General features: G+C 61.4%; 19 protein-coding genes. 9 read left to right on the top strand and 10 right to left on the bottom strand.

Annotated features, from left to right (window positions below; translation table 11 throughout):
• Positions 1–7: 7 nt before the first annotated feature.
• From QCL65_RS10035 to QCL65_RS10020, 4 genes are all read left to right on the top strand, one after another.
• Positions 8–703, top strand: a complete 696-nt coding sequence (locus tag QCL65_RS10035; protein WP_407316074.1) for a substrate-binding periplasmic protein — start codon at positions 8–10, stop codon at positions 701–703.
• Positions 704–862: 159 nt separating this feature from the next.
• On the top strand, positions 863–1,453 hold the full coding sequence (locus tag QCL65_RS10030; protein ID WP_407316769.1) for a histidine phosphatase family protein: 591 nt from the start codon (positions 863–865) through the stop codon (positions 1,451–1,453).
• A gap of 183 nt (positions 1,454–1,636) precedes the next feature.
• The gene (locus QCL65_RS10025) at positions 1,637–2,296 is read left to right on the top strand and encodes a glycosyltransferase (RefSeq protein ID WP_407316073.1); all 660 of its coding nucleotides are present in this window, start codon (positions 1,637–1,639) and stop codon (positions 2,294–2,296) included.
• Positions 2,293–3,138: a glycosyltransferase family 2 protein gene (locus QCL65_RS10020; protein WP_407316072.1), complete on the top strand. Its 846-nt coding sequence runs from the start codon at positions 2,293–2,295 to the stop codon at positions 3,136–3,138. Before QCL65_RS10025 ends, QCL65_RS10020 begins: the two co-directional genes overlap by 4 nt.
• Here QCL65_RS10020 and QCL65_RS10015 read toward each other — a convergent pair.
• From QCL65_RS10015 to QCL65_RS10005, 3 genes are read right to left on the bottom strand one after another with little or no spacing between them, the layout of a single operon-like run.
• A complete protein-coding gene (locus QCL65_RS10015) occupies positions 3,113–4,162 on the bottom strand; it encodes a hypothetical protein (protein ID WP_407316071.1) in 1,050 nt (349 codons plus the stop codon). The two genes, QCL65_RS10020 and QCL65_RS10015, sit on opposite strands and share 26 nt — an antisense overlap.
• A complete protein-coding gene (locus QCL65_RS10010; protein WP_407316070.1) occupies positions 4,155–5,228 on the bottom strand; it encodes a glycosyltransferase in 1,074 nt (357 codons plus the stop codon). Before QCL65_RS10010 ends, QCL65_RS10015 begins: the two co-directional genes overlap by 8 nt.
• A 56-nt stretch (positions 5,229–5,284) precedes the next feature.
• Positions 5,285–5,953 (bottom strand): polysaccharide lyase family 7 protein, encoded by a 669-nt coding sequence (locus tag QCL65_RS10005; RefSeq protein ID WP_407316069.1) that lies wholly within the window; start codon positions 5,951–5,953, stop codon positions 5,285–5,287.
• Between the two features lie 495 nt (positions 5,954–6,448).
• On the opposite strand from QCL65_RS10005, the gene QCL65_RS10000 reads away from it, so the two are divergent.
• Entirely contained in the window at positions 6,449–7,261 is an 813-nt protein-coding gene (locus QCL65_RS10000; protein ID WP_407316767.1) for a ZIP family metal transporter, read from the top strand.
• Between the two features lie 22 nt (positions 7,262–7,283).
• On the top strand, positions 7,284–8,048 hold the full coding sequence (cobF, locus tag QCL65_RS09995) for a precorrin-6A synthase (deacetylating) (RefSeq protein WP_407316068.1): 765 nt from the start codon (positions 7,284–7,286) through the stop codon (positions 8,046–8,048).
• 88 nt (positions 8,049–8,136) lie between these two features.
• On the opposite strand, the gene nhaA is transcribed toward cobF, so the two are convergent.
• The 6 genes from nhaA to QCL65_RS09965 form a co-directional block, all read right to left on the bottom strand.
• Positions 8,137–9,318 (bottom strand): Na+/H+ antiporter NhaA, encoded by a 1,182-nt coding sequence (nhaA, locus tag QCL65_RS09990; RefSeq protein ID WP_407316067.1) that lies wholly within the window; start codon positions 9,316–9,318, stop codon positions 8,137–8,139.
• A 106-nt stretch (positions 9,319–9,424) separates the two neighbouring features.
• Positions 9,425–9,706 carry a hypothetical protein gene (locus tag QCL65_RS09985; RefSeq protein ID WP_407316066.1) on the bottom strand — a complete coding sequence of 94 codons (282 nt, stop codon included), beginning with the start codon at positions 9,704–9,706 and terminating at the stop codon, positions 9,425–9,427.
• 109 nt (positions 9,707–9,815) lie between these two features.
• A complete protein-coding gene (locus tag QCL65_RS09980) occupies positions 9,816–10,889 on the bottom strand; it encodes a diguanylate cyclase (protein ID WP_407316065.1) in 1,074 nt (357 codons plus the stop codon).
• A gap of 180 nt (positions 10,890–11,069) precedes the next feature.
• Entirely contained in the window at positions 11,070–12,044 is a 975-nt protein-coding gene (locus QCL65_RS09975) for a biotin-dependent carboxyltransferase family protein (protein WP_407316064.1), read from the bottom strand.
• Positions 12,041–12,913 (bottom strand): 5-oxoprolinase subunit B family protein, encoded by an 873-nt coding sequence (locus tag QCL65_RS09970; RefSeq protein WP_407316063.1) that lies wholly within the window; start codon positions 12,911–12,913, stop codon positions 12,041–12,043. The genes QCL65_RS09975 and QCL65_RS09970 overlap by 4 nt, the downstream gene beginning before the upstream one ends.
• 63 nt (positions 12,914–12,976) lie before the next feature.
• Positions 12,977–13,735 (bottom strand): 5-oxoprolinase subunit PxpA, encoded by a 759-nt coding sequence (locus tag QCL65_RS09965; protein ID WP_407316062.1) that lies wholly within the window; start codon positions 13,733–13,735, stop codon positions 12,977–12,979.
• A gap of 378 nt (positions 13,736–14,113) precedes the next feature.
• Between QCL65_RS09965 and QCL65_RS09960 the strand changes: the two genes are divergently transcribed.
• The 3 genes from QCL65_RS09960 (at position 14,114) to QCL65_RS09950 (ending at position 18,083) form a co-directional block, all read left to right on the top strand.
• The gene (locus QCL65_RS09960) at positions 14,114–17,098 is read left to right on the top strand and encodes an ATP-binding protein (protein ID WP_407316061.1); all 2,985 of its coding nucleotides are present in this window, start codon (positions 14,114–14,116) and stop codon (positions 17,096–17,098) included.
• Positions 17,095–17,463: a response regulator gene (locus tag QCL65_RS09955; RefSeq protein WP_407316060.1), complete on the top strand. Its 369-nt coding sequence runs from the start codon at positions 17,095–17,097 to the stop codon at positions 17,461–17,463. Before QCL65_RS09960 ends, QCL65_RS09955 begins: the two co-directional genes overlap by 4 nt.
• 233 nt (positions 17,464–17,696) lie before the next feature.
• Complete coding sequence (locus QCL65_RS09950) at positions 17,697–18,083, top strand: ACT domain-containing protein (RefSeq protein WP_407316059.1); 387 nt, start codon at positions 17,697–17,699, stop codon at positions 18,081–18,083.
• Between the two features lie 96 nt (positions 18,084–18,179).
• Here QCL65_RS09950 and katG read toward each other — a convergent pair whose 3' ends face one another.
• Positions 18,180–20,447 (bottom strand): catalase/peroxidase HPI, encoded by a 2,268-nt coding sequence (katG, locus tag QCL65_RS09945; protein ID WP_407316058.1) that lies wholly within the window; start codon positions 20,445–20,447, stop codon positions 18,180–18,182.
• Positions 20,448–20,669: the final 222 nt, after the last annotated feature.

Below are 20,669 nucleotides of genomic sequence, written 5' to 3'. Positions count from 1 at the left end.
GGCGGCCATGCTTTTGCTTACCTGGGCCCTAAGCCCATGGGGCTGCCTGGCGGCGTCATTGGAGGTGGTGACCGAAGACTCGTCCTACAGCTATATGCATGACGGCAAAATAATAGGCTCGGCGACCGAGCAGGTCGAAGCCAGCCTCAAGGCCGCCGGGATCGCCGATTACCACATCACCCTGTACCCCTGGGCCCGCGCCTACGCCATCGCCCAGCGTGAAGCAAGCGTGCTGATCTACCCTATCGTGCGCACCCCGGCCCGGGAAAAACTATTCAAATGGGGTGGGCAACTGGACCGCATCGAGCAATACCTGTACCGCCTGCGCGACCGCACTCACGTGCATATGCAGACCCTGCAAGAGGGTCATCAGTACATCATTGGCGTGGTCCGTGACGACTCACGCCAGGAATACCTGCAAAGCCGCGGGTTTAGCCGAATGGTGGTGTCAGCCAACAACCCCGACAACTTCCGCCGCCTGCTCAATCATCAGGTTGACCTGATCCCGATGCCCGAACGCGAAGCGCGGCACATGTGCGATGAAATGCATATCGCGTTCGAGGACCTGGAGCGGGTCTATACCCTGGATGAACTCGCCAACGGCCTTTACTTCGCCTTCAGCCTGGCGACCCCGGACACCGTGGTCGAGCACACGCGCACAGCCTTTGAAAAGCTGAACCAGGCTGTCATCAAGCAGCCGTAATGCCCTCTTACACTGATTCGGTCACTGCGGCGAACCGAACGAGTGATTCACACTCTGAGAAGCGCCTCACCCCCTTTTCAGCCCGGGACCCAGGCCTACGTGAACGCTATTCGACGCTACGCCTTTATCTTCGTGCCGGTTCTGCTGGCCAGCAGCGCCATGGCGCTGTCATTCACCGACCGTGCGCAAGCGCCAACCAAGGATGGGCTACAGACCTTGGTTTTCCTGCGCCATGCCGAGAAGCCCGCCGAGGGCCTGGGCCAGCTTAACTGCCAGGGCTTGAACCGCTCCATCGACCTGGCCACGGTGCTGCCAGAGAAGTATGGCAAGGCCGACTATGTATTTGCCGCAGACCCGGGCCGGCACGTCGCCGAAGGCGCTGCGGACGATGCCTACAGTTATATACGCCCGCTGCTGACCATCACCCCCAGCGCGATCAAACTGGGTTTACCGGTCAACATCGAATACGGCGCCAACGACACCGGCGCCCTGGCCGACGAACTGCTGCGCGACAAATACCACAATGCCGTGGTCTACACCGCCTGGTCCAGTGGCTACCTGCCTGAGTTGATCAACACCGTGGCGCGCCGCGCTATCGGTGAAAAACTGGTCATCACCGAAGACTGGGCCTCATCAGACTTCGACTCAGTGTATGTCGTGCAACTGACCTGGCGTGACGGCAAAGCCAGCCTGCTTAGCCGAAATGACCGCCAGGGGCTGGACAATGGCCTAGTGACTTGCCCGACCTGACGCTGGGCGCATTAGCGCCACCTGGCCACTTTGCGATCCAAAAGCACGACCCTTCATCATCCATTTGAAACCTCTGCCGAATCCCACAGGTCGACTCTATCGCACGAGGCCGACTTGTGCCGATTGAGCCCAAGCAAGCCAGCATGGGACAAGCGCTACGGATTAAGCCAAAGAGGGACTCCCATGATTGGTGTCGTCATTCCTGCCCACAACGAGCAAGACAACTTGGAGCGCTGCCTGCGTAGCGTGTTGCAAGCCGCCGAGCACCCTATTCTGGGTGGCGAGCCGGTGCGGATCGTGGTGGTACTCGATAGCTGTGATGACGGCACCCAATTGATCGCCGAACGCTACCTGACACAGGTCCTGGTGGTTACCGCGCGCAATGTGGGGGTCGCTCGGGCGACCGGGGCCAGCTACCTGATCGAAGAAGGCGCACGTTGGATCGCCTGCACCGATGCCGACAGCGAAGTCAGCAGCAACTGGCTGGCCAACCAACTGGCTTACGGCGCAGATGCGGTGTGCGGTGTGGTGGAAGTCGATGACTGGAGCCTGCATTCAGCAGACGTGCGCAGCCGTTACGAAGCGGCCTACTTCGATCAGGAAAACCACCAGCACATTCATGGCGCCAACCTCGGCATTGCCAGCCACGCGTACCTATTGGCGGGCGGTTTCCCCGCCCTCACCTGCCATGAAGACGTCCACTTGGTGCGCCGCCTGGAGGCCGTCGGCGCGCGCATCGCCTGGAGCTGCTCGGTGCGCGTACGCACTAGCGCGCGCCTGGATTGCCGCGCCCGCGAAGGCTTCGGCGATTATTTGCGCGGGCTCGGTACACTGGCCTCATGAACGTCGTCACCCTGGTGCATGGCCGTGAAGAACACTTGCGCAACTTGATCCGCGGCCTGGAGGGTTCGACTCTGCGGCCCGACGCGCTATGGGTGGTGTTCATGAACCAACCTACTCAGCCATTGAGCAGCAGCGCCTTCCCGATTCACACCCTGGAAGTGGGCGAACACGGTAAGGCGCTGCCCCTGGCCATGGCTAGAAATAGCCTGCGGCCGTTGCAAGACGACGCCCCGTGGGTGTTCCTCGACGTCGACTGCATCGCCTCCAGCGGCTTGCTCGAGCATTATCGACAAGCCTTGCAGGCTTACCCCGAGGCGTTGCACATGGGTGAGGTGCGCTACCTGCCCCCCGGCGGCGCTGACATGCCTTGGGATGAAGCGGCCCTGCTCGAACGGGCGGCTCGCCACCCCTTGAGTCAATACCGCCCTGCGCCCGGCGAGCCCATGGCCCACCACTTGTTCTGGTCGCTTAACTTCGCCTGCCGTGGCGCGGTGTTCGAACGCATAGGCGGTTTCGACGAGGCTTATGTGGGCTATGGCGGCGAAGACACCGACTTTGCATTTCGCGCCCGCAAGCGCGGCGTGGCCCTACGAGCCGCCGACGCCCTGGCGTTTCACCAGTACCATGATGCCTATGACCCGCCGCTCAATCATTTCGCGGCGATTGTAGCCAATGCGCGGCGCTTCTATGCGCGCTGGCAGTTATGGCCCATGGAAGGCTGGCTGGCAGACTTTGCCGAGCGTGGCTTGATCGCCTGGCACGACGACCGCCTCGACGTCCTCAGGCCACCCCTGCCGGAAGAAACCCAGGCCTGCCTCAACCAAGCCCACCAGGGCTTCTGAACAGCTCATTGAGCGTGCCTTGCAGGATCGCCGCTGCTCTGCGCGCACTCTGCGCGTCAGCCCACTGCTGCCAGGCCAGGCCGTCGAGGGCTTGAGCTCGGGCGAGTAAAGCTGGCCACTGCGCGGCCTCAGGCCAGGCTTCTAAGCCCACGGCCAGGCCCAACTCATCCAGGCGACGGGCTTGCTGTTGCTGTTCCGCAAAGGGCCGCTGTTCGGCGACAGCAATGTAGCGACAACCCAATGAAGCGGCTTCTGACACCAGGCTGTCCCCGGCACTGCCAATCACCACATGGGCCCGCTGCAGCTCGGCCAACGGCTCAGGCACAGGGCCCAGGTAAGTCAGGTTGGGCCTTGGCAGCGGCTCACCACTGACCTGCCCGGCTACGCGAAACTGCTGGTCAGGGCACGCATCGGCCAGCTCGCCCAGGGCTTGGTGAGTGAACGCCGTGCCGCCATGGCCGTTGATCACCAGTACCTGACCGCGCTGCGCTGGCGCCGCTGGAGCCCCCGCGTAACGGGAAATCCAGCCGCTATAGCGGCTATTGCCACGCACCGTCGCGCACGTCAGCGGGCTTTCCATCATTGGCGGATAAGGCGCCAGCAGCACAGCGGCGCACGCGTAGGCCTGTAGGTGGGCAGCGTCATCGCGCTGGCCATGCTGGCGCATATAAATCGTCGGTACCCCGCACAGCCGCGCCAGCAAGGCCACTTCCACCGACACGTCCACCACCAGCAGGCACGGCCAGTGGTCACGCATCCATTGGGTCAATAACACGGCCCGCTGGCGCAGGCCTGGCACGCCCAACGGCGCGTAATGGAGGCTGTCGAACTGCTCGACACGCATCCCCGGCGCGGTATCAGCCGGCAGATACAGCCGTTCGATATGGCTTGGCAGCGGCCCGTCAGGCAGGTGCGAGCCGATCAGCGTTACGGGCCCACTTAGCTCTCGGGCGATGGCCAGCGCCCGGGTTGCGTGCCCGGCGCCCTGATGGTGGACGTAATAGCCGATATGCGGTTCAGACATGCTGGCCTGCCACTTCGGCCAGCAGTTGCTCGTATTGCCCGAGCATGCGGGCCTGGCTCCAATGCAACTCGGCCTGTGCTCGGCAAGCACTGCGGGACTTGCCCAAGGCCACGCCAATCGCTCGCGCCAGGTCAGCAACGTCGTCGGCCTGCGCCAGCGCGCCGGTCTCGGCAGTCAGCAAGTCAGCCACTGCGCCACGATCGAACGCTGCCACGGGTGTACCGCAGGCCAGCGCTTCAGCAATCACCAGCCCGAAGGGTTCTTCCCAGCAAGGCGTCACCAGGGCGACGGCGGCTGCGGCCAATTCCAGGGCCAGGGCCTCGCGTGTGAGGTGCCCTAGATATTCCACCCCAGGCCCCAGGCGCGGGGCGATCTGCGCCTTGAAATAGGCCGGATCGACGGCTTGCCCGGCCAGGCGCAGCGGCAACCCGGCCTGGCGAGCGGCATCGATAGCCAAGTGGGCGCCTTTATCAGCGACCAGGCGCCCGGACCAAAAGCCGTGCTGGCCCACTTCCCCCCGTGGAGCCCAGGCTTGCAGGTCGATGCCATTAGGCACCACGTCGCACCCGGGCACCACTGCCTGCCAATTGCGCGCATTGGCAGCCGATACCGTACAAAACCGCCCGCGGCGACGGCCGTCGGCGCAAGCATTGATCAGTTCGAAAAACGGTGGGGTGTGCAACACCGTGAGCATGGGCGTGCGGATCAACGACGCCATGGTCACGGGAACATAGTGCAGGCTGTTATTGAAGATTACGTCAAAGCCGTAGTCGTCGATGCCCTGCATGACCTTCAGATAAGCATGGTGCTCTTCTATATATTCGGAGCTCAGGCATTGCCGTCGCCCGTCCCGGTAATGCTCGCCCGACCACACCTCCACGGCGTCCAGCTCTGGCGCGCTGGCGCCACAGGCAAAGAGCGTCACCGCATGGCCTAACTCGCGCAGACCCACGGTGACGTCCCAGGTAAAAGCTTCGAGCCCACCCGCGAAGGGCTGGCGGATAGGGTGTTTTATGTGGGTCAGTACACCAATACGCAGCGGCTTGATACGGGGGGTCGCAGACATGGCTCAGTTTCCGAGGGGCTCTGGGGTTCGAGCCACTGCAGAACACTTTGGTTCGACTAACTTTCGTGCTTGATCTTAAGCTTATAAAACGTCACCTGACCGCCTTCGCTGGTGTACCCAGTGTGATCCTGGGCGTAGACGCCAGCCTTGAAGTAAAGCAAGCGGTCTTTCCATTTGGAACTGACCTTGGATGTCCAACTCTCGCCCCGCGCGCTGATCCCCAATGCGCCTTTAGGGCTCAAGTGGATTTTGTAGTTGAAGCGGGTATTGAGCGGCACGTCGTTGGCGATCAGGATCACCTTACTCTTGGACACCGTCGGCGTGCGGCGCAGCTTGGCGACGATTTTGCCGGTCTTGCGGTCGTCACTGTATTGGTACTCCAGCTTAAGCATTGGCTTGGTGCTTTCATACGCGTGGATCTGGCCAATCACGATCTTGCCCGAGGAAGGCACCTGGGTGACTTCCAGGTTCGCGGTCAAACTACTGTCGGCGTCGCCATATTTCCAGTTGCGTAATGCACCGGTTTTGTCGGTTTCGCGAAGTTCAGTACGGGGGTATTTGGCGTTTTCAGTGGTGGAGCCGGTCACAGGCGTCCAGAAGTACAACTTACCGCCGTCGGAATTGAAGTACTTGCCTTCAAAGCCCGCTTTGAGCCGGGGCGTTTCAATGGTCTTGGGCGGTGAGCCTACGGGAATGCTTAGATTCCACACTGCGAGATCGATCATTCGACGGCCTTTTGCATATCGGTTGACGGATCTGAACACGCGCAAGTGTTCAGAAAGGCGAGGAACTTATATAGGTCGTATTCGCATTTGTGAATGGCTTTCCGGCCAACGGATGAAGGCTCAATGCCATAAATTAGTACGCTAATAGTTGGGAACGCCCGGTACAAAAGCGTTACAGCTATCTGACCGTTCGTCGATAAATTTCCTTCAGGGCATCATTTAAAAAGAACTTTTCTGGTGAAAGCCACTACACAAACGTCTATCTATTCCATAGGTTTGACGTCAATTGGGTAGCGCCATGCAGCCACATCCAACCTCGCCGCAACCTCGGCGCCCTGTTAGGGTCCACCTTATTCACCTCACTCGAACTCGATGGACTTACCCATGCCCTCAGACGCTTCGCCCGCAACCCCGCATAGCTGGAATGACCGTTTCCGTACCCATCCGCTGCTGTGGAGCGGCGCTACGTTGCTGGTAGCCATAGCGCTGGTCATCATGCTCTGGAGCATCTATAACGCGCTGGTGCACGTCGATGCCCAGCACACCCGCTATGCACTGTTGGGCGGCCTGGGCGGCTTCGTTGCCACGGCCTTGGGCGCCCTTGTTGCGGTGTTGATGAAAAGCATTGCGGCGCGTACCCAAGACGTCATGCTGGGTTTTGCTGGCGGCATGATGTTAGCGGCCAGTTCCTTCTCCCTGCTGTTGCCGGGGCTGGCAGCGGCAAAAGAACACACCAGCAGCGGCCCGATGGCGGCGGCGGTGGTGGTGATCGGCTTGGGCCTGGGCGTGCTGCTGATGCTAGCCCTGGATAACATCGTGCCCCACGAACACGAGAACAGCGGCCGCCAGGGCCCGGATGCCCAGCGCATCCATCGAGTCTGGCTGTTCGTATTGGCCATTACTCTGCACAACTTGCCAGAGGGCATGGCCATTGGTGTGAGCCTGTCCAACGGCGACCTGGCGGTGGGTCTGCCGTTGACCCTGGCGATCCTGCTGCAGGATATTCCCGAAGGCCTGGCGGTGGCGCTGTCGCTGCGCGCTACCGGGCTGAGTGCGGGGCGCGCCTCACTGGTGGCTGTTGGCTCGGGGTTGATGGAGCCGCTGGGCTCATTGATCGGCCTGGGCCTGTCCACCGGCTTCACCCTCTCCTACCCTATCAGCATGGGCCTGGCGGCGGGGGCGATGATTTTTGTGGTATCCCACGAGGTGATCCCTGAAACCCATCGCAACGGCCATCAGACCCCAGCGACGCTCGGCTTGATGCTAGGTTTCGCCGTCATGATGTTTATGGACACGGCGTTGGGTTGACCGGCCGCGCCATGGAGCCCCTATGAAACGCATCCTCGTGATTGGTATTGGTGCCGGCAACCCCGACCATTTGACGTTGCAGGCGGTCAAGGCAATGAACCGCGCCGATGCGTTCTTTCTGCTCGACAAAGGCCCGCAGAAATCACTTTTGACCGACCTGCGGCGGCAACTTTGTCGCGAACATGTGCAGGATCGAGCTTACCGTTTGATTGAAGCGCAGAGCCCGGAATGGGCGCGCGGCAGCGATGACTACTGCGCCGCCGTGGAGGCGTTGAACGAGGACAAGCAAGCGCTGTTCGGCCAATTGATCGACCAGTTGGGGGTGAACGAGTGTGGGGCTTTTTTGGTGTGGGGCGACCCAACGCTGTATGACAGCACCCTGCGTATTCTGGATGGCCTATTGGCCGACGCCCCGGGGGCATTCGAGGTGGAGGTGATTCCAGGCATCAGCAGCCTGCAAGCACTGACTGCGTGCCACCAGGTGCCCCTCAACGAGCTCGCCGGTGCGGTCACCATCACCACCGGCCGCCGCCTGGCTGCCTCGGCGCAGGCCCTGGGCGACAGCACGCTGGTCATGCTCGATGCCCGCGACGCGTATCTGCACCTGCTGGGGCAAGGCTTGCATATCTACTGGGGCGCTTATTTGGGGACGGCCGATGAGCTGCTGATCGCCGGCCCCCTGGACGAAGTCGCCGAACGCATCGCCCGCACCCGCGAGCAGGCACGCCAGCAGCACGGCTGGATCATGGACACCTACCTGCTCAAACGGGAACCACAGCCCTTCTGACGGCCCGTTTTGCGGTGTATGCAAAAATTGCTGTTTGCAGAAGGAAAAGATCGGGGGCGAGCCCCCTCCTACGCGATGGTGTAGGTCGTTAGCCGGTTGTGCGCCCTGCCCTGCGTAGGATGACGACGCCCAGCAATGCCGCCAGGATAGAGCCCATCAGCACACCGACCTTCACCTCGTCGATCAGGTGGGGGCTGCCGGGGAAGGCCAAGGCGCCGATGAATAAGCTCATGGTAAAGCCTATCCCGCATAGCGCGGCGACACCGTAGAGCTGCAACCAGCTACTGCCTTCCGGTAGCCGTGCCAGCCCGGCTCGGATCGCCAGAACGGCCAGGGCAAATATACCCACCTGCTTGCCCACCAGCAGCCCCAGGGCCACGCCCAATGGCACAGGGTCGAGCAGGTCAGCGGGGCGGATGCCCCCAAGGGCGACCCCGGCGTTGGCAAAACCGAAAATCGGCACCACCGCGAATGCCACCCAGGGGTGCAGCTTTTCTTCAAGGAACTGCAGTGGCGAGCGACCCGGCGCGTCGGGATCGCCCAGTGGAATGCACAGTGCAAGGATGACCCCCGCCAACGTGGCATGGATACCCGATTGCAGCATGCAAAACCACAACACGGCGCCCAGCAATAGATAAGGCAACAACCGTTTGACCCCCGACCGGTTCAGCAACACCAGGAGCACCACGACCCCCACGGCCGCCAGCAGCATCGGCACAGACAATCCGCTGGTGTAGAACAACGCAATGATCACCACTGCGCCGAGGTCGTCGAGAATGGCCAGGGCCGAGAGAAAGATCTTCAAAGACACCGGCACCCGCTTGCCCAGTAACGACAGCACACCCAGAGCAAAGGCAATATCGGTAGCCGCTGGGATCGCCCAGCCGCCCAGGGTCTGCGGGTTGTCGGCATTGAACGCCACATAGATCAACGCCGGTACTAGCATGCCACCTAGCGCGGCGAACCCGGGCAATGCACGCTGGCTCCACGAGGCCAATTGCCCCACCAGCATTTCGCGCTTGATCTCCAAACCGACCAGCATGAAGAACACGGCCATCAAGCCATCGTTGATCCAATGCTCGACCGACAAGCCTGCCAGCTTGAAGTGCAGTGTGGCGAAATAGGCAGCCGCCAACGGTGAGTTGGCGACGATCAAGGCGGCCAGGGCCGCGCCCATTAGTACTAAGCCACCGGCCGCCTCAGCGGCAAAAAAACGGCTGATGAACGCCAGCGAGCCAGTGGCCTGCGAGCGGTTTGCGGGGTTCGACATACAGACTCCAGGCCCACGTTACACAAGCGGCGAATATTAGCATCGGCACCGTGGGCCCGTGGAAAGTCTTACCCGCAGAAACTATTACCGTAAAAGACCAGAAGGGTCACTTCTTCTCAGGGGAATCGATGGACTTGGGCACGGTGCTGTCAGGGACGAACTTCTGCGATTCTTCGGCTTGTGCCTTATGGGCCGCCGTCGCCGCGTCCTTGGCCTTGGCATCGTGCTCAGCTGCCTCCTGCATGTTGTCGTGGGCGGCATCCATTTTTTCATCGGCCTTTTCGGCGTGCTGCTGGGCGTCCTGGGCTTTCTGCTCGGCTTTGTTGTCACAAGCCGCCAGGCCAAGGGAAGCGGCGATCATCAGGGAATAGGCGAGGGATTTGAGCACAGCGGGTCACTCCGTTAGGGCAATGGATATGCAGCTTCGGCCATCCAGACCAAACGAGGTTCCATTTGATTTGCTTCGTTTTTTTACCACCGGCTCAGCGCAACCAGGCTTACGGCGCGCCATACGCTTGCCTGATCGACATGACCCGATCTCGCCCCTGCTGCTTGCCCAAATACAACAAGCGGTCACTTTGATTCAAAGCATCGCGGAAAGACTGGCCCGGCTCGATTGTGACCACTGCCAGGGTGGCGGTCACCTCGTGTGGATCTTTATCGACCTGGCCCGCCCACTCGCGCGTGCGCTGCAGCACACGATCGGCGATCTGCAGGGCCTCGTCCAACGAGGTATCGGGCATGAGAATCAAAAATTCCTCGCCACCCCACCGGGCCGCCAGGTCAGTGCTGCGCACCTGTGTCATCACTACATCGGCCACGCGCTGCAGGATAACGTCGCCATAGTCATGCCCGTGACGGTCGTTGATCAGTTTGAAGTGATCCACGTCCAACAGCACGATCGCAATAGACTTGCCACTGGGCCGCTCAGCCAATTGCCGCACCCGCTGCAGCACCCGGCGCCGGGTATAGAGGTTGGTCAGACTGTCGCGATAGGCCGAATGAAACAGGCTGTATTGCATGCTCAGGGTAAAACGCACCGACAGCGTGGTGGCATGGATCAGCAGGCAACTGGCCGTCAATACGTTAGCGATACCAAACCCGTTCAACAATGCCGGGCTAATCCCTGTGTCGCGGTGCATACGATCGCGCAGGATGTAGCTGCTGACCACCATCGTAACAATCGCCAGGTTTAGACCAATGCGCCTGACCGGCGCCGTTTGAAAACTGAACGCCACGATGGGCAACAGGCAAAATACATAAAGATAAAAATTACTTTCCCAACCCAGGATCCACGTCGCCACACAGGCGTGCACGATGATCTCCACGCTCATGATCATACCCGCCAGGCGGTAATGCTTGCGGCGAATGCAAGCCAGACAGGCGACGTAAGCCGGCATGCTGAACAGGTTGGTCACCAGTAACGCAGTGACATCCAGCACCAGAAACAGCAGAAAAAACACCACGTGAAGTGCGAACGCGATTTTCACGATGGGGGTAATGTGGGTCCAGAATTGGCGCGTGGCGTCCTGCAGCACCTGAGTACGATCGTTGGCGGAAAGGGTATCCATGAAGAGTCTCAAGAAATGCGCGAACAGCGGCTAACGCCCAGGAAGGCGTGGCTCTATAGCCAGCTTATCGACCTGACGGGGGACGGCTTGATAGACGATGGTATAGAAATACCGCAGCGGCTGCCTGGGAGCGGATCCCAGGCCCACCGACAGGGGGCGGCGCGCCCGCCCCTGGGGTAATCAGGAAGCGAACAGCTGCGCCAGGCACGCAAGCCTTTTCTTATAGGAACGCCGCGCCTCCAGCGCTTGCTCCAGGGTCACCGCAACAAAACCGGCTCGCTGGTTGGGTTGCATTTGCCCGATCAGGTCCAAGTCGGCGCTGATCACCGTACCGATCATGGCATAGCCGCCGCCGGACACTGCATCGCGGTGCAGCACGATGGGTTCGAGGCCCGCCGGCACCTGAATAGAGCCAATAGGGTAGCAACTGTCGACAATATTCGACGGGTCAGAGCCGGCACCAAAAGGCTGTTCGCGGGGTTTGAACGCCAGCGCGCTGCCGCCCTTGAAGCGGTAGCCGATGCGGTCGGCCTCGGAACCCACCGTCCAGGCTTCGGAAAAAAAACTCGACTTGGCGGCATCGCTCAAACGCTCGTAGTACAGCCCCGGCACCATCCGCAAGGTCACCGCACCGCCGAGGGTGCGGCGCAAGGCCATTGGCAGGCTCGCGCCCACCCGGCCCTTACCGCCGGCCTCGCCCACCGGCAGTTGGTCTCCGGCTTCAAGCCGGCGCCCGTGGAAACCGCCTAAGGCACCTAGGGTGTAGGTCGAGCGGCTGCCAAGCACCTGGGGCACGTCGATGCCACCGGCCACGGCCAGGTAGGCACGCGCGCCGACTGTGGGAAAATCGAAACTCAGCACCTGCCCTGCCTTCACCACAAAGGCAGTGTCCAGGTGCTGGTGGACGCCATCGACCTTGGGCCTCATATGGGCGCCACACACCGCTACTAAAGTGTCGATGGCAAACGCCAATTCTGGGCCCACCAATGTGCACTCCAACCCCGCAGCTCCCGCGGGGTTCCCAACCAGCTGATTGGCCGCGCTGAGGGCGTACTGGTCCAAAGCGCCCGACGGCGGAATGCCCAAGTGGTAGTAACCTTCGCGGCCTAAGTCCTGCACAGAGGTAGCCAAACCCGGTTTGATAACCTTGATCATGCCAGCACCTCCTGCAGCGACTTGGGATAACCGATGGGGTCGGCGAGAAAGGCGTCCAGGGAAAACTCCAACGGCCGAATACGCAGGTCGAAACGCCCGGCTTCTACCTCAGCGACCGCCTGGTCGTAGGTTTCACGATCGATGGGTTTGAACTGGACGATATCGCCGGGGCGAAAGAACACCATGTGCGCTTTCAGGTAGGCCAGGCTTTGTTCGGGATCGTAGATGGGCGCGGGGGTCACGCCAAACATCTGGTAGCCACCGGCACCGCGTACCGAATAGATACAGCCGAAACAGCCACCATGGCCGAGGGTCAACTTAGGCGTGTCTGTGCGCGGGCGCAGGTACTTGGGGACCTGCAATTGGCGCTCGCGCTCGACCATTTGAAACATGAAGGGCAGACCGGCGACAAACCCCACCATCGAAACGAACCAGGGCGCGCCGCTGTGCGCTGCGATAAATGCCTCGACGCCGGCTAGACCGTTGATCCGTGCCGCGTATTCAAGGTCAGTGGCGTCAGGGTCTTGGTGGCGGTCACGAAAGCGCATCAGGGTCTCGTGGGTCCACGGGTCGTTGTACAGCACCGGGATCTCGATGATCCGCGTTTGCAAAGTGCGTTCGGCGACCGCGCCCGCCTCGGCAGCCTTGACCGCCTCGAGCAACGCCATGGGGGCGATGCGGTCGGGGTCGAAGCGAATCTGGAACGAGGCGTTGGCCAGGCAAACGTCGAGTACGCCATCGAGTTGCAATTGCTCGACGGCGCGGGTGATTGCCATGCCCTTGAAAAAGGCCTCCAGTGACATGCTCTCGCTGACTTCGGCGAACAAGTGCTCATCGGCACCAAAGCTGTAACGCACAGGCCTATTCATGCTCAATCATCTCCGCAGCGGCGTGCCGCCAGCCATTGGTCAAGGGTGCAGCACAGGGGGCGATCAGCGCGGTGCACGCACCGCGATACCCGCTTGATCCAGCGCCCAGCGGGTCGCTTCGACCAAGTCCAGCGCCCCAGGGGTGTCGCTGTGCAGGCAGATGGAATCGAACTCAATGGCCAGATCCTCCCCCTCGACCGTGCGCACCAGGCCGGTCTGACAGGCGCGCAGCACTTTCGCCGCAACCGTGGCGGGGTCCAGCGCCCGGACTTGGCGGGTGAATACAATGGAGCCGCTGAGGTCGTAGTCGCGGTCGGCGTAGAACTCGCGCACCGCCGGTTGCCCCAGTTCTTTTGCCACGTGCCATATCACCGAATCGGGCATGCAATACAGCAGCAGTTCAGGCTCCAGGCGCTGTAAATTTTCCACCAGCAGGCGCGCCGCTTGCTCGTCTCGAGCCAGATGCATATAAAGCGCACCATGGGGTTTGAGGTGCTGCAAAGAGACGCCCTGCACCCGCGCGATTTCCCGCAAAGCACCGAGCTGATAAAGCATATCGTCGACCAGCTCCTGGGCTGAGGCGTCAATGTGCCGCCGACCAAAGCCGACCAAGTCGCGAAAACCGGGGTGGGCACCGATGGCAACCCCACGGCGCTTGGCCTGCTCGACCGTGCGGCGCATGGTCCCTGGGTCGCCCGCATGGAAGCCGGTGGCGATATTGGCCGAACTGATAAAGCCCATCAGTTCGTTATCGACCCCATCACCAATGCTCCAGGGCCCAAAACTTTCACCCATGTCCGAATTGAAATCCACTGCCTGCATCACCGGTACTCCCACGCAAATTACTTCACCTGGGCAACGGTAGGATGAGGTCTACCCCCTTGGGAAGATCTATTATCAGAGGGCCTGTCTTCTGAATTTCAGATACCACGAGCTGCTTCTTAGCCTGCTTAAAATCCGACAGGTCGGCTGAACGCACCAGGCATCTGTGATTAACCCCCCTTTGGGCATGCACACCTGTTATGTTGAATGATGTGCGCGGGTAACCCGCAGCCACTCTAGCCTTCACGCCGGACTTTCCCGGCATCAGCGCAGCCCCTCGCGCGCCCGCTCTGGGCTTGAACCTACTTGTTACTCATTCTGCACGCCCCGGCGAGCGGCACTCGGCTGCTCCCGTGTGATTGAGCATGGAGTCGCCCAGTGAGTCATCACACACCGGAGCAGCAACCCGTCCCTGATCTTGAAGCGGCCCTGGCCAGTTGCGCCGATGAGCCGATCCGCATTCCGGGGGCTATCCAACCCCATGGCGTGCTGCTCACTCTCAGGGCCGATACCCTGCAGATCGAACAGGTCAGTGCCAACTGCATAGACTTGTTGGGCCAACCCGCCCAGGCGCTGTTGGGGCAACCCTTGGCCGTGCTGCTCCAGCCGCAGCACCTGGACCAGGTAAAGCAGGCCATAAGCCGCCCACTGGCCATCGACCATGAGCCGCTGCAGGTCAGCGTCGGCACGCGGCAATTGGGCGCGGCGCTGCATAGGCTCGACGATATCCTGATCATGGAACTGGAGCCGATTGTCGAGCCTGTGCGCGATCAGCCCAGAATGATTGCCCGGGTATTGCGTAACCTGCAGGCTGCCACCACCCTGGAGTCGCTGTTCGATATTAGCGTGCATGAAATCCAGGCCTTGACCGGCTTTGACCGCGTGATGATTTACCGTTTAGAGCCCCAAGGCCATGGCCAGGTCATTGGGCAAGCGCTGGTAGGCGACGAGTTACCCGACTACCTGGGCCTGAACTTCCCCGGCTCGGACATTCCTGCCCAGGCCCGTGAGCTGTACCGGCAGAACTGGGTCCGCGTCATTCCTGATACCCAGTACACCCCCGCCCCGCTGATCCCGCCCCACCGACCTGATACGGGCCAGCCCCTGGACCTGAGCAGCGCGACCCTGCGCAGTGTCTCGCCGGTGCACTGTGAATACCTGAAAAACATGGGCGTGCGCTCATCGATGAGCATATCGCTTATCAGTAAAAACGCACTGTGGGGCCTGATCGCCTGCGGCCACCCTCGCCCGCTATGGATCACCCGGGAGATACGCGAGGCCTGTGCACTGATCGGGCAATTGCTGTCGGCGCAGATCACGGCCATCGTGGCCACGCAAACCCAGTTGGAGCGAGAGGTAAAAGTCAATGTGCTCAAACAGCTGTCTTTGTCCATGGTCACGGCCAAGGGTGATGTATTCGACGGACTAGTTAACCGGCCCGAATGGCTGCTGTCCCTGACCAATGCCCAGGGTGCCGCCGTGCTAATCGAGGGCCGCCTGCACTTGTTCGGCAAATGCCCAACGCCTGGCCAAGTACGCGCATTGCATGTGTGGATCCGGGACGTTGGTCTGCCGCGCCAGGCATTGAAAGAACACGTCCAAGGCATGCAGGGGCTAGGCATCTTCCACGGCGACTCAATGCAGGCCGACTACCCGGCCAGCGCCCACTACATGGGCGTCGCCAGCGGCGTAATTGCGTTCACTTTGCCCAAGCCGGTGGACAACGCAGTGATGTGGTTCCGCCCGCAACTGGCATCACCTATGAGTTGGGGCGGCAACCCACAGCACCATGTCAGCCATAGCGGTGTGGGCACGGCCAGCCATCGTTTGCACCCACGCCAATCGTTCGCGGTGTGGCAGCAGCAGGTTAGCGGTATCGCCCTGCCTTGGTCACGGGCTGACTTGTACGCCGCCGAAGATCTGCGCCGCTCGTCGCTGGAAAACGACCTGGCACGTCAGGTACAGCGCGAGCGAGAAGCGGTGCGTCTGCGCGATGAGATCGTTGCGGTGGTGTCCCACGACCTGCGCAACCCGATGTCGATCATCATCATGCAGTGCGGCATGATGCAGAAATGGGCGGTTAGCGACGCTCTGGTAGAAAACCGCCGTATCCAGCGCGCCTTGGGGACCATAGAGATGGCGACCACACGCATGAGCAGCCTGCTGGAAGATTTGCTCGACACCGCCAAGATCGACGCAGGCCGCTACCATTTGACCTGCGTGCCTCTGGAGGTCGCACCGCTGCTGGAGGACGCTTGCGCATTGCTGGTCAGCCTCACTGCACAAAAAAACATAGAACTCAATTGCACAGTCGCGCCGGGCTTAATCATCAATGCCGATGCCGAACGAATTTTTCAGGTGCTGTCCAACCTCCTTGGCAACGCCATCAAGTTCACTGCAGACGGGGGCCGCATCGATATCGACGTCATCGGCGAAGAGAACAGCGTGCTGTTCAACGTTGTCGATAATGGAGTCGGGATCGCCGCTGAACACCTGCCGCATATTTTCCAGCGCTATTGGTCGGTCAAGGAAGGCAATTCCCGGGGCAATGGGCTGGGGCTGTACATCTCCCGCGGCATCATCGAAGCACACGGTGGGGCGCTCTGGGCCCACAGCGAAGCCGGCGCCGGCAGCCGTTTCAGCTTCAGGCTGGAGCGCTACGTAGGGCCGCTCAACGAGCAATATAGCCACCCGCTGAAACAGCGCAAACAGGCGACACGGGTTGTTGATAATAGCCCGCAAGCGCTCGCGCAGGCCGATCCAGGCCGTGGGACGCTACTAAATGAATTGAACCACCGGGTAAAGAACACCCTGGCCACGGTTCAGGCAATTGCGACACTGACCGCTTACAGCTCAGACTCCCTGGCGTCCTTCCGCACACGTTTCGACGCGCGCATGCAGGCGTTGAGCCAGGCCCACGATTCGCTTTCACGCACAGCCTGGGTGTCCATTCAGCTATTCGAACTGGTAGACCAGGCTCGCGCGGTCTGCGGTGCCGCCAGGGTGACCTTGCAGGGCGATGATGTGGCGCTGACGCCCAAGGTATCGCTGACGGTAGCGATGGTTCTGCATGAGCTCATGAGCAACGCGCTGCACCACGGCGCGTTTACCACCCCATCAGGCCAGGTCACGATTCACTCGACGCTGAACCTGACCGACGCCCCACCCACGTTCAGCCTGGTCTGGACCGAACGCCTCGGGCCCGTGGTTGCTCATACGCCGAACAAAGGCGTGGGCCTGCGCCTCATTCAACGCAGTATCGAGCGCGAACTGAACGGCGTGGCCGATATGGACTTTGCCGCCACGGGCTTACGCTGCTCGATCCTCATACCTTGGCTGCACCGCACCACGAGCCTCCCATGACCGCACAACACACAGCAAACTGCCGCCAACGCGTGCTGATCATCGAAGACGAAACCCTGGTGGCGATGCTGCTCGAAGACATGCTTGATGAGCTGGGCTATGCCATCGTCGCCCATGCCAGCGGCCTACCTGAGGCCCTAGCGCTAGCCTCGACTGGGCAGTATGAGATGGCCGTACTGGATATCAATATTATCGGCGGCAACTCTTTCCCCGTCGCAGCTGTGCTAGACCAGCGCGGTATTCCGTTTATTTTCTGCTCAGGTTACGGCCAGCGCGCCGTGCCAGAGGCCTGGGCACACCACCAATGCGTAGGCAAACCGTTCACCATTGCACAGCTAAGCACGGCGCTGGAAAAGCTGCTGTGATGGCTGTTAGAGGGTCACGAGCTCAGGGGCACCCCCCCCTCCTACGGTCGGCGATACTGGTTGTAGGAGGGGGTCTTGCCCCCGAGCTCTTAACAATCCACACCCTACCGCCTGCTGATTTCCAGTGCCCTATGGTTATCAGTTGCGCTAATGGGTCATAGGCTCAAATCAACGCCAAACCCGTGCAAGCATGGCAAGCTTCAGCGCTTCATTCAGCCACTCCGACGAGCCCTATGAACGGTGAAACTTCCTTAGCGCACCTGCTAGAACACATGAGCCCGCAGCTCAATCCTGGCGAATATGTGTTTAGCACAGTCAGTGATCCCAGCGTTCTAGACCCGCACCAATTGATCTCCAGCATCCGTGAGGCCGAAGGCCTATCAGTGATCGTCGAGCACGGCTATGCCGAGCAATTAGGGCTGCCCTTCGATTACGTCGCGGCGTGGATCACCCTCAACGTGCACTCCGCGCTGTCGGCGGTGGGGCTGACGGCGGCGTTTGCCAGCGCCCTGGGCCAGGCGCAAATCAGCTGTAACGTGGTCGCCGGGCACTACCACGACCACATTTTCGTGGCCAAGGCCGATGCGACACGCGCGATGGAGGTATTGAAAAGCATGTAGGAGAGGGCCTTGGCCCCGATCTTCTCGCCCACACAAAGATTGCCGGCCGAAGATCAAAAGATCGGGGCCAAGGCCCCTCCTACGCCCCCGATCTTTTTAGGCCAAATCGAAGCGATCCAGGTCCATAACCTTCGCCCACACAGCGACGAAGTCACGCACGAATTTCTCCTGCGCATCAGCGCTGGCATAGACTTCGGCAATCGCTCGCAGTTGCGCGTGGGAACCGAACACCAGGTCTACCCGGCTCGCGGTCCAACGCACTTGGCCGGTTTTGCGGTCACGCCCCTCGAATGCGTCGTTAGCCGCCGACACCGGCGCCCACTGGGTGCCCATGTCGAGCAGGTTGACGAAGAAGTCATTGCTCAACACCCCCGGGCGTTGGGTGAATACCCCTTGCTGGCTGTGCCCGGCGTTAATGTCCAGCACCCGCAGGCCGCCTAACAGCACGGTCATTTCCGGTGCAGTCAGGGTCAGCAACTGCGCCTTGTCCACCAGCAGCGCTTCAGCGCTGACGCGGTAGTTGCCCTTGAGGTAATTGCGGAAACCGTCGGCGGCAGGCTCCAGGAAGTCGAAGGACTCCACGTCCGTCTGCTCCTGGGAGGCGTCCGTGCGACCTGGGGTGAAGGGCACGCTGAGCGCATGGCCCGCGTTTTTCGCTGCCTGTTCCACGCCTACGCAACCGGCCAGGACGATAAGGTCGGCCAGCGATACCTGCTTGCCCGCCGTGGCGCTACGGTTGAATGCCGCTTGAATGCCTTCCAGGGTGTTTAGCACGCTCGCCAGTTCAGCGGGCTGGTTGACCGCCCAGTCCTTTTGCGGGGCCAGGCGCAGGCGAGCGCCATTGGCGCCGCCGCGCTTGTCGGAGCCGCGGAAGGTCGAAGCCGATGCCCAGGCGGTAGCCACCAATTGCGCCACACTGAGGCCGCTGGCCTGTACCTGAGCCTTAAGGGCTGCGATGTCCTGGGCATCCACCAACGGGTAGTTGCGCTCGGGCAGAGGATCTTGCCAGAGCAGCTCTTCTGCGGGCATTTCAGGCCCCAGATAACGCGACAGCGGGCCCATGTCACGGTGGGTCAGCTTGTACCAGGCGCGGGCGAAGGCATCGGCCAATTGTTCTGGGTGGGCCAGGAAGCGGCGCGCGATCTGCTCGTAAGCGGGGTCGAAGCGCAGGGCCAAATCGGACGTCAACATGGACGGCGCATGCCGTTTGCTGGGGTCATGGGCGTCCGGCACGCTGGCGGAGCCGTCATGGTTTTTCGGCGTCCACTGGTGAGCGCCGGCAGGGCTTTTGGTCAGTTCCCAGTCAAAGCGGAACATATTTTCCAGGTACTCGTTGCTCCACTGGGTGGGGGTGGACGTCCAGGTCACTTCCAGGCCGCTGGTGATGGCGTCAGCGCCCTTGCCAGAGCCAAAGCTGCTCTTCCAGCCCAAGCCCTGCTCTTCCAGCCCCGCCGCTTCCGGCTCGGCGCCCACATGGTCGGCCGGGCCGGCGCCGTGGGTCTTGCCGAAGGCATGGCCGCCGGCGATGAGGGCCACGGTTTCTTCGTCGTTCATGGCCATGCGGCCGAAGGTCTCGCGGATGTCTTTGGCTGAGGCTACTGGGTCCGGGTGGCCTTCAGGGCCTTCGGGGTTCACGTAGATCAAGCCCATCTGCACGGCCGCCAGCGGATTCTCCAAATGGCGGCCCTGGCTGTCGGTGCGGCCTTCTTCGCTGCCATGCAGTGCCGGTTCGGCTACCAAGGTACCCTCGCCCGGTGCCTGGGCGCCTTGCTTGCCATAGCGTTCAGCGCCGCCCAGCCAGGTGGTCTCCTCACCCCAGTAGACGTCCTCTTCGGGCTCCCAGACATCGGCGCGGCCGCCGGAGTAGCCGAAGGTTTTGAAGTTCATCGACTCAAGGGCAACGTTACCGGTGAGGATAATCAAGTCAGCCCAGGAGATGGCCCGGCCGTACTTCTGTTTGATCGGCCAAATCAGCCGCCGGGCTTTGTCCAGGCTTACGTTATCGGGCCAGCTGTTGAGCGGTGCGAAACGCTGTTGGCCGGCACCCGCGCCACCGCGGCCATCGGCGGTGCGGTAGGTACCTGCACTGTGCCAGGCCATGCGTACGAAGAACGGCCCGTAATGGCCGAAGTCTGCCGGCCACCAGTCTTGGGAGTCAGTCATCAGCGCGTGCAGGTCACGCTTGACGGCGGCGATGTCCAGGCTCTTGAAAGCCTTGGCGTAGTCGAAGCCCTCGCCCATTGGGTCGCTCAGGCTGGAGTGTTGATGCAGGATTTTCAGATTCAGTTGGTTCGGCCACCAGTCGCGGTTCGTCGTACCGCCGCCCGCCGCATGGTTGAACGGGCATTTCGATTCAGTTGACATGGTTCTGTACCCTTGGTCGTGTGCATCCATTTATCAGGCCGGCCCCGCGGGCCGAGCCACAATAAAAGAAATCGATGGCAATCAGATTGCCGACACCCAGAAGGTGTGGGACCTGACGCGTTTATTATCGCCTCATCCGGTTGGGCGCGAGCCCAGGGGGAAAGATTAGCCGCCCATGGCCAGCGCGGCCAGTGGCGGGGCGTGAAAAAAATTCCATGGCGC

Source organism: Pseudomonas sp. nanlin1 (genome assembly GCF_045571515.1).
Lineage (GTDB): Bacteria > Pseudomonadota > Gammaproteobacteria > Pseudomonadales > Pseudomonadaceae > Aquipseudomonas.
The sequence above is the reverse complement of the archived record's forward strand: the minus strand, read 5'-3'. Positions and strand labels throughout refer to the sequence as shown.

Bases quoted from the DNA above. Each gene is read 5' to 3' on its own strand.
- QCL65_RS10010 (WP_407316070.1), bottom strand. From the start codon at position 5,228: ATGTCTGCGACCCCCCGTATCAAGCCGCTGCGTATTGGTGTACTGACC.
- QCL65_RS09950 (WP_407316059.1), top strand. From the start codon at position 17,697: ATGAACGGTGAAACTTCCTTAGCGCACCTGCTAGAACACATGAGCCCG.
- QCL65_RS10025 (WP_407316073.1), top strand. From the start codon at position 1,637: ATGATTGGTGTCGTCATTCCTGCCCACAACGAGCAAGACAACTTGGAG.
- QCL65_RS09955 (WP_407316060.1), top strand. From the start codon at position 17,095: ATGACCGCACAACACACAGCAAACTGCCGCCAACGCGTGCTGATCATC.
- QCL65_RS10005 (WP_407316069.1), bottom strand. From the start codon at position 5,953: ATGATCGATCTCGCAGTGTGGAATCTAAGCATTCCCGTAGGCTCACCG.
- QCL65_RS10035 (WP_407316074.1), top strand. From the start codon at position 8: ATGCTTTTGCTTACCTGGGCCCTAAGCCCATGGGGCTGCCTGGCGGCG.
- katG (WP_407316058.1), bottom strand. From the start codon at position 20,447: ATGTCAACTGAATCGAAATGCCCGTTCAACCATGCGGCGGGCGGCGGT.
- nhaA (WP_407316067.1), bottom strand. From the start codon at position 9,318: ATGTCGAACCCCGCAAACCGCTCGCAGGCCACTGGCTCGCTGGCGTTC.
- cobF (WP_407316068.1), top strand. From the start codon at position 7,284: ATGAAACGCATCCTCGTGATTGGTATTGGTGCCGGCAACCCCGACCAT.
- QCL65_RS10030 (WP_407316769.1), top strand. From the start codon at position 863: ATGGCGCTGTCATTCACCGACCGTGCGCAAGCGCCAACCAAGGATGGG.
- QCL65_RS09965 (WP_407316062.1), bottom strand. From the start codon at position 13,735: ATGCAGGCAGTGGATTTCAATTCGGACATGGGTGAAAGTTTTGGGCCC.
- QCL65_RS09975 (WP_407316064.1), bottom strand. From the start codon at position 12,044: ATGATCAAGGTTATCAAACCGGGTTTGGCTACCTCTGTGCAGGACTTA.
- QCL65_RS09970 (WP_407316063.1), bottom strand. From the start codon at position 12,913: ATGAATAGGCCTGTGCGTTACAGCTTTGGTGCCGATGAGCACTTGTTC.
- QCL65_RS09980 (WP_407316065.1), bottom strand. From the start codon at position 10,889: ATGGATACCCTTTCCGCCAACGATCGTACTCAGGTGCTGCAGGACGCC.
- QCL65_RS10020 (WP_407316072.1), top strand. From the start codon at position 2,293: ATGAACGTCGTCACCCTGGTGCATGGCCGTGAAGAACACTTGCGCAAC.
- QCL65_RS10015 (WP_407316071.1), bottom strand. From the start codon at position 4,162: ATGTCTGAACCGCATATCGGCTATTACGTCCACCATCAGGGCGCCGGG.
- QCL65_RS10000 (WP_407316767.1), top strand. From the start codon at position 6,449: ATGCTCTGGAGCATCTATAACGCGCTGGTGCACGTCGATGCCCAGCAC.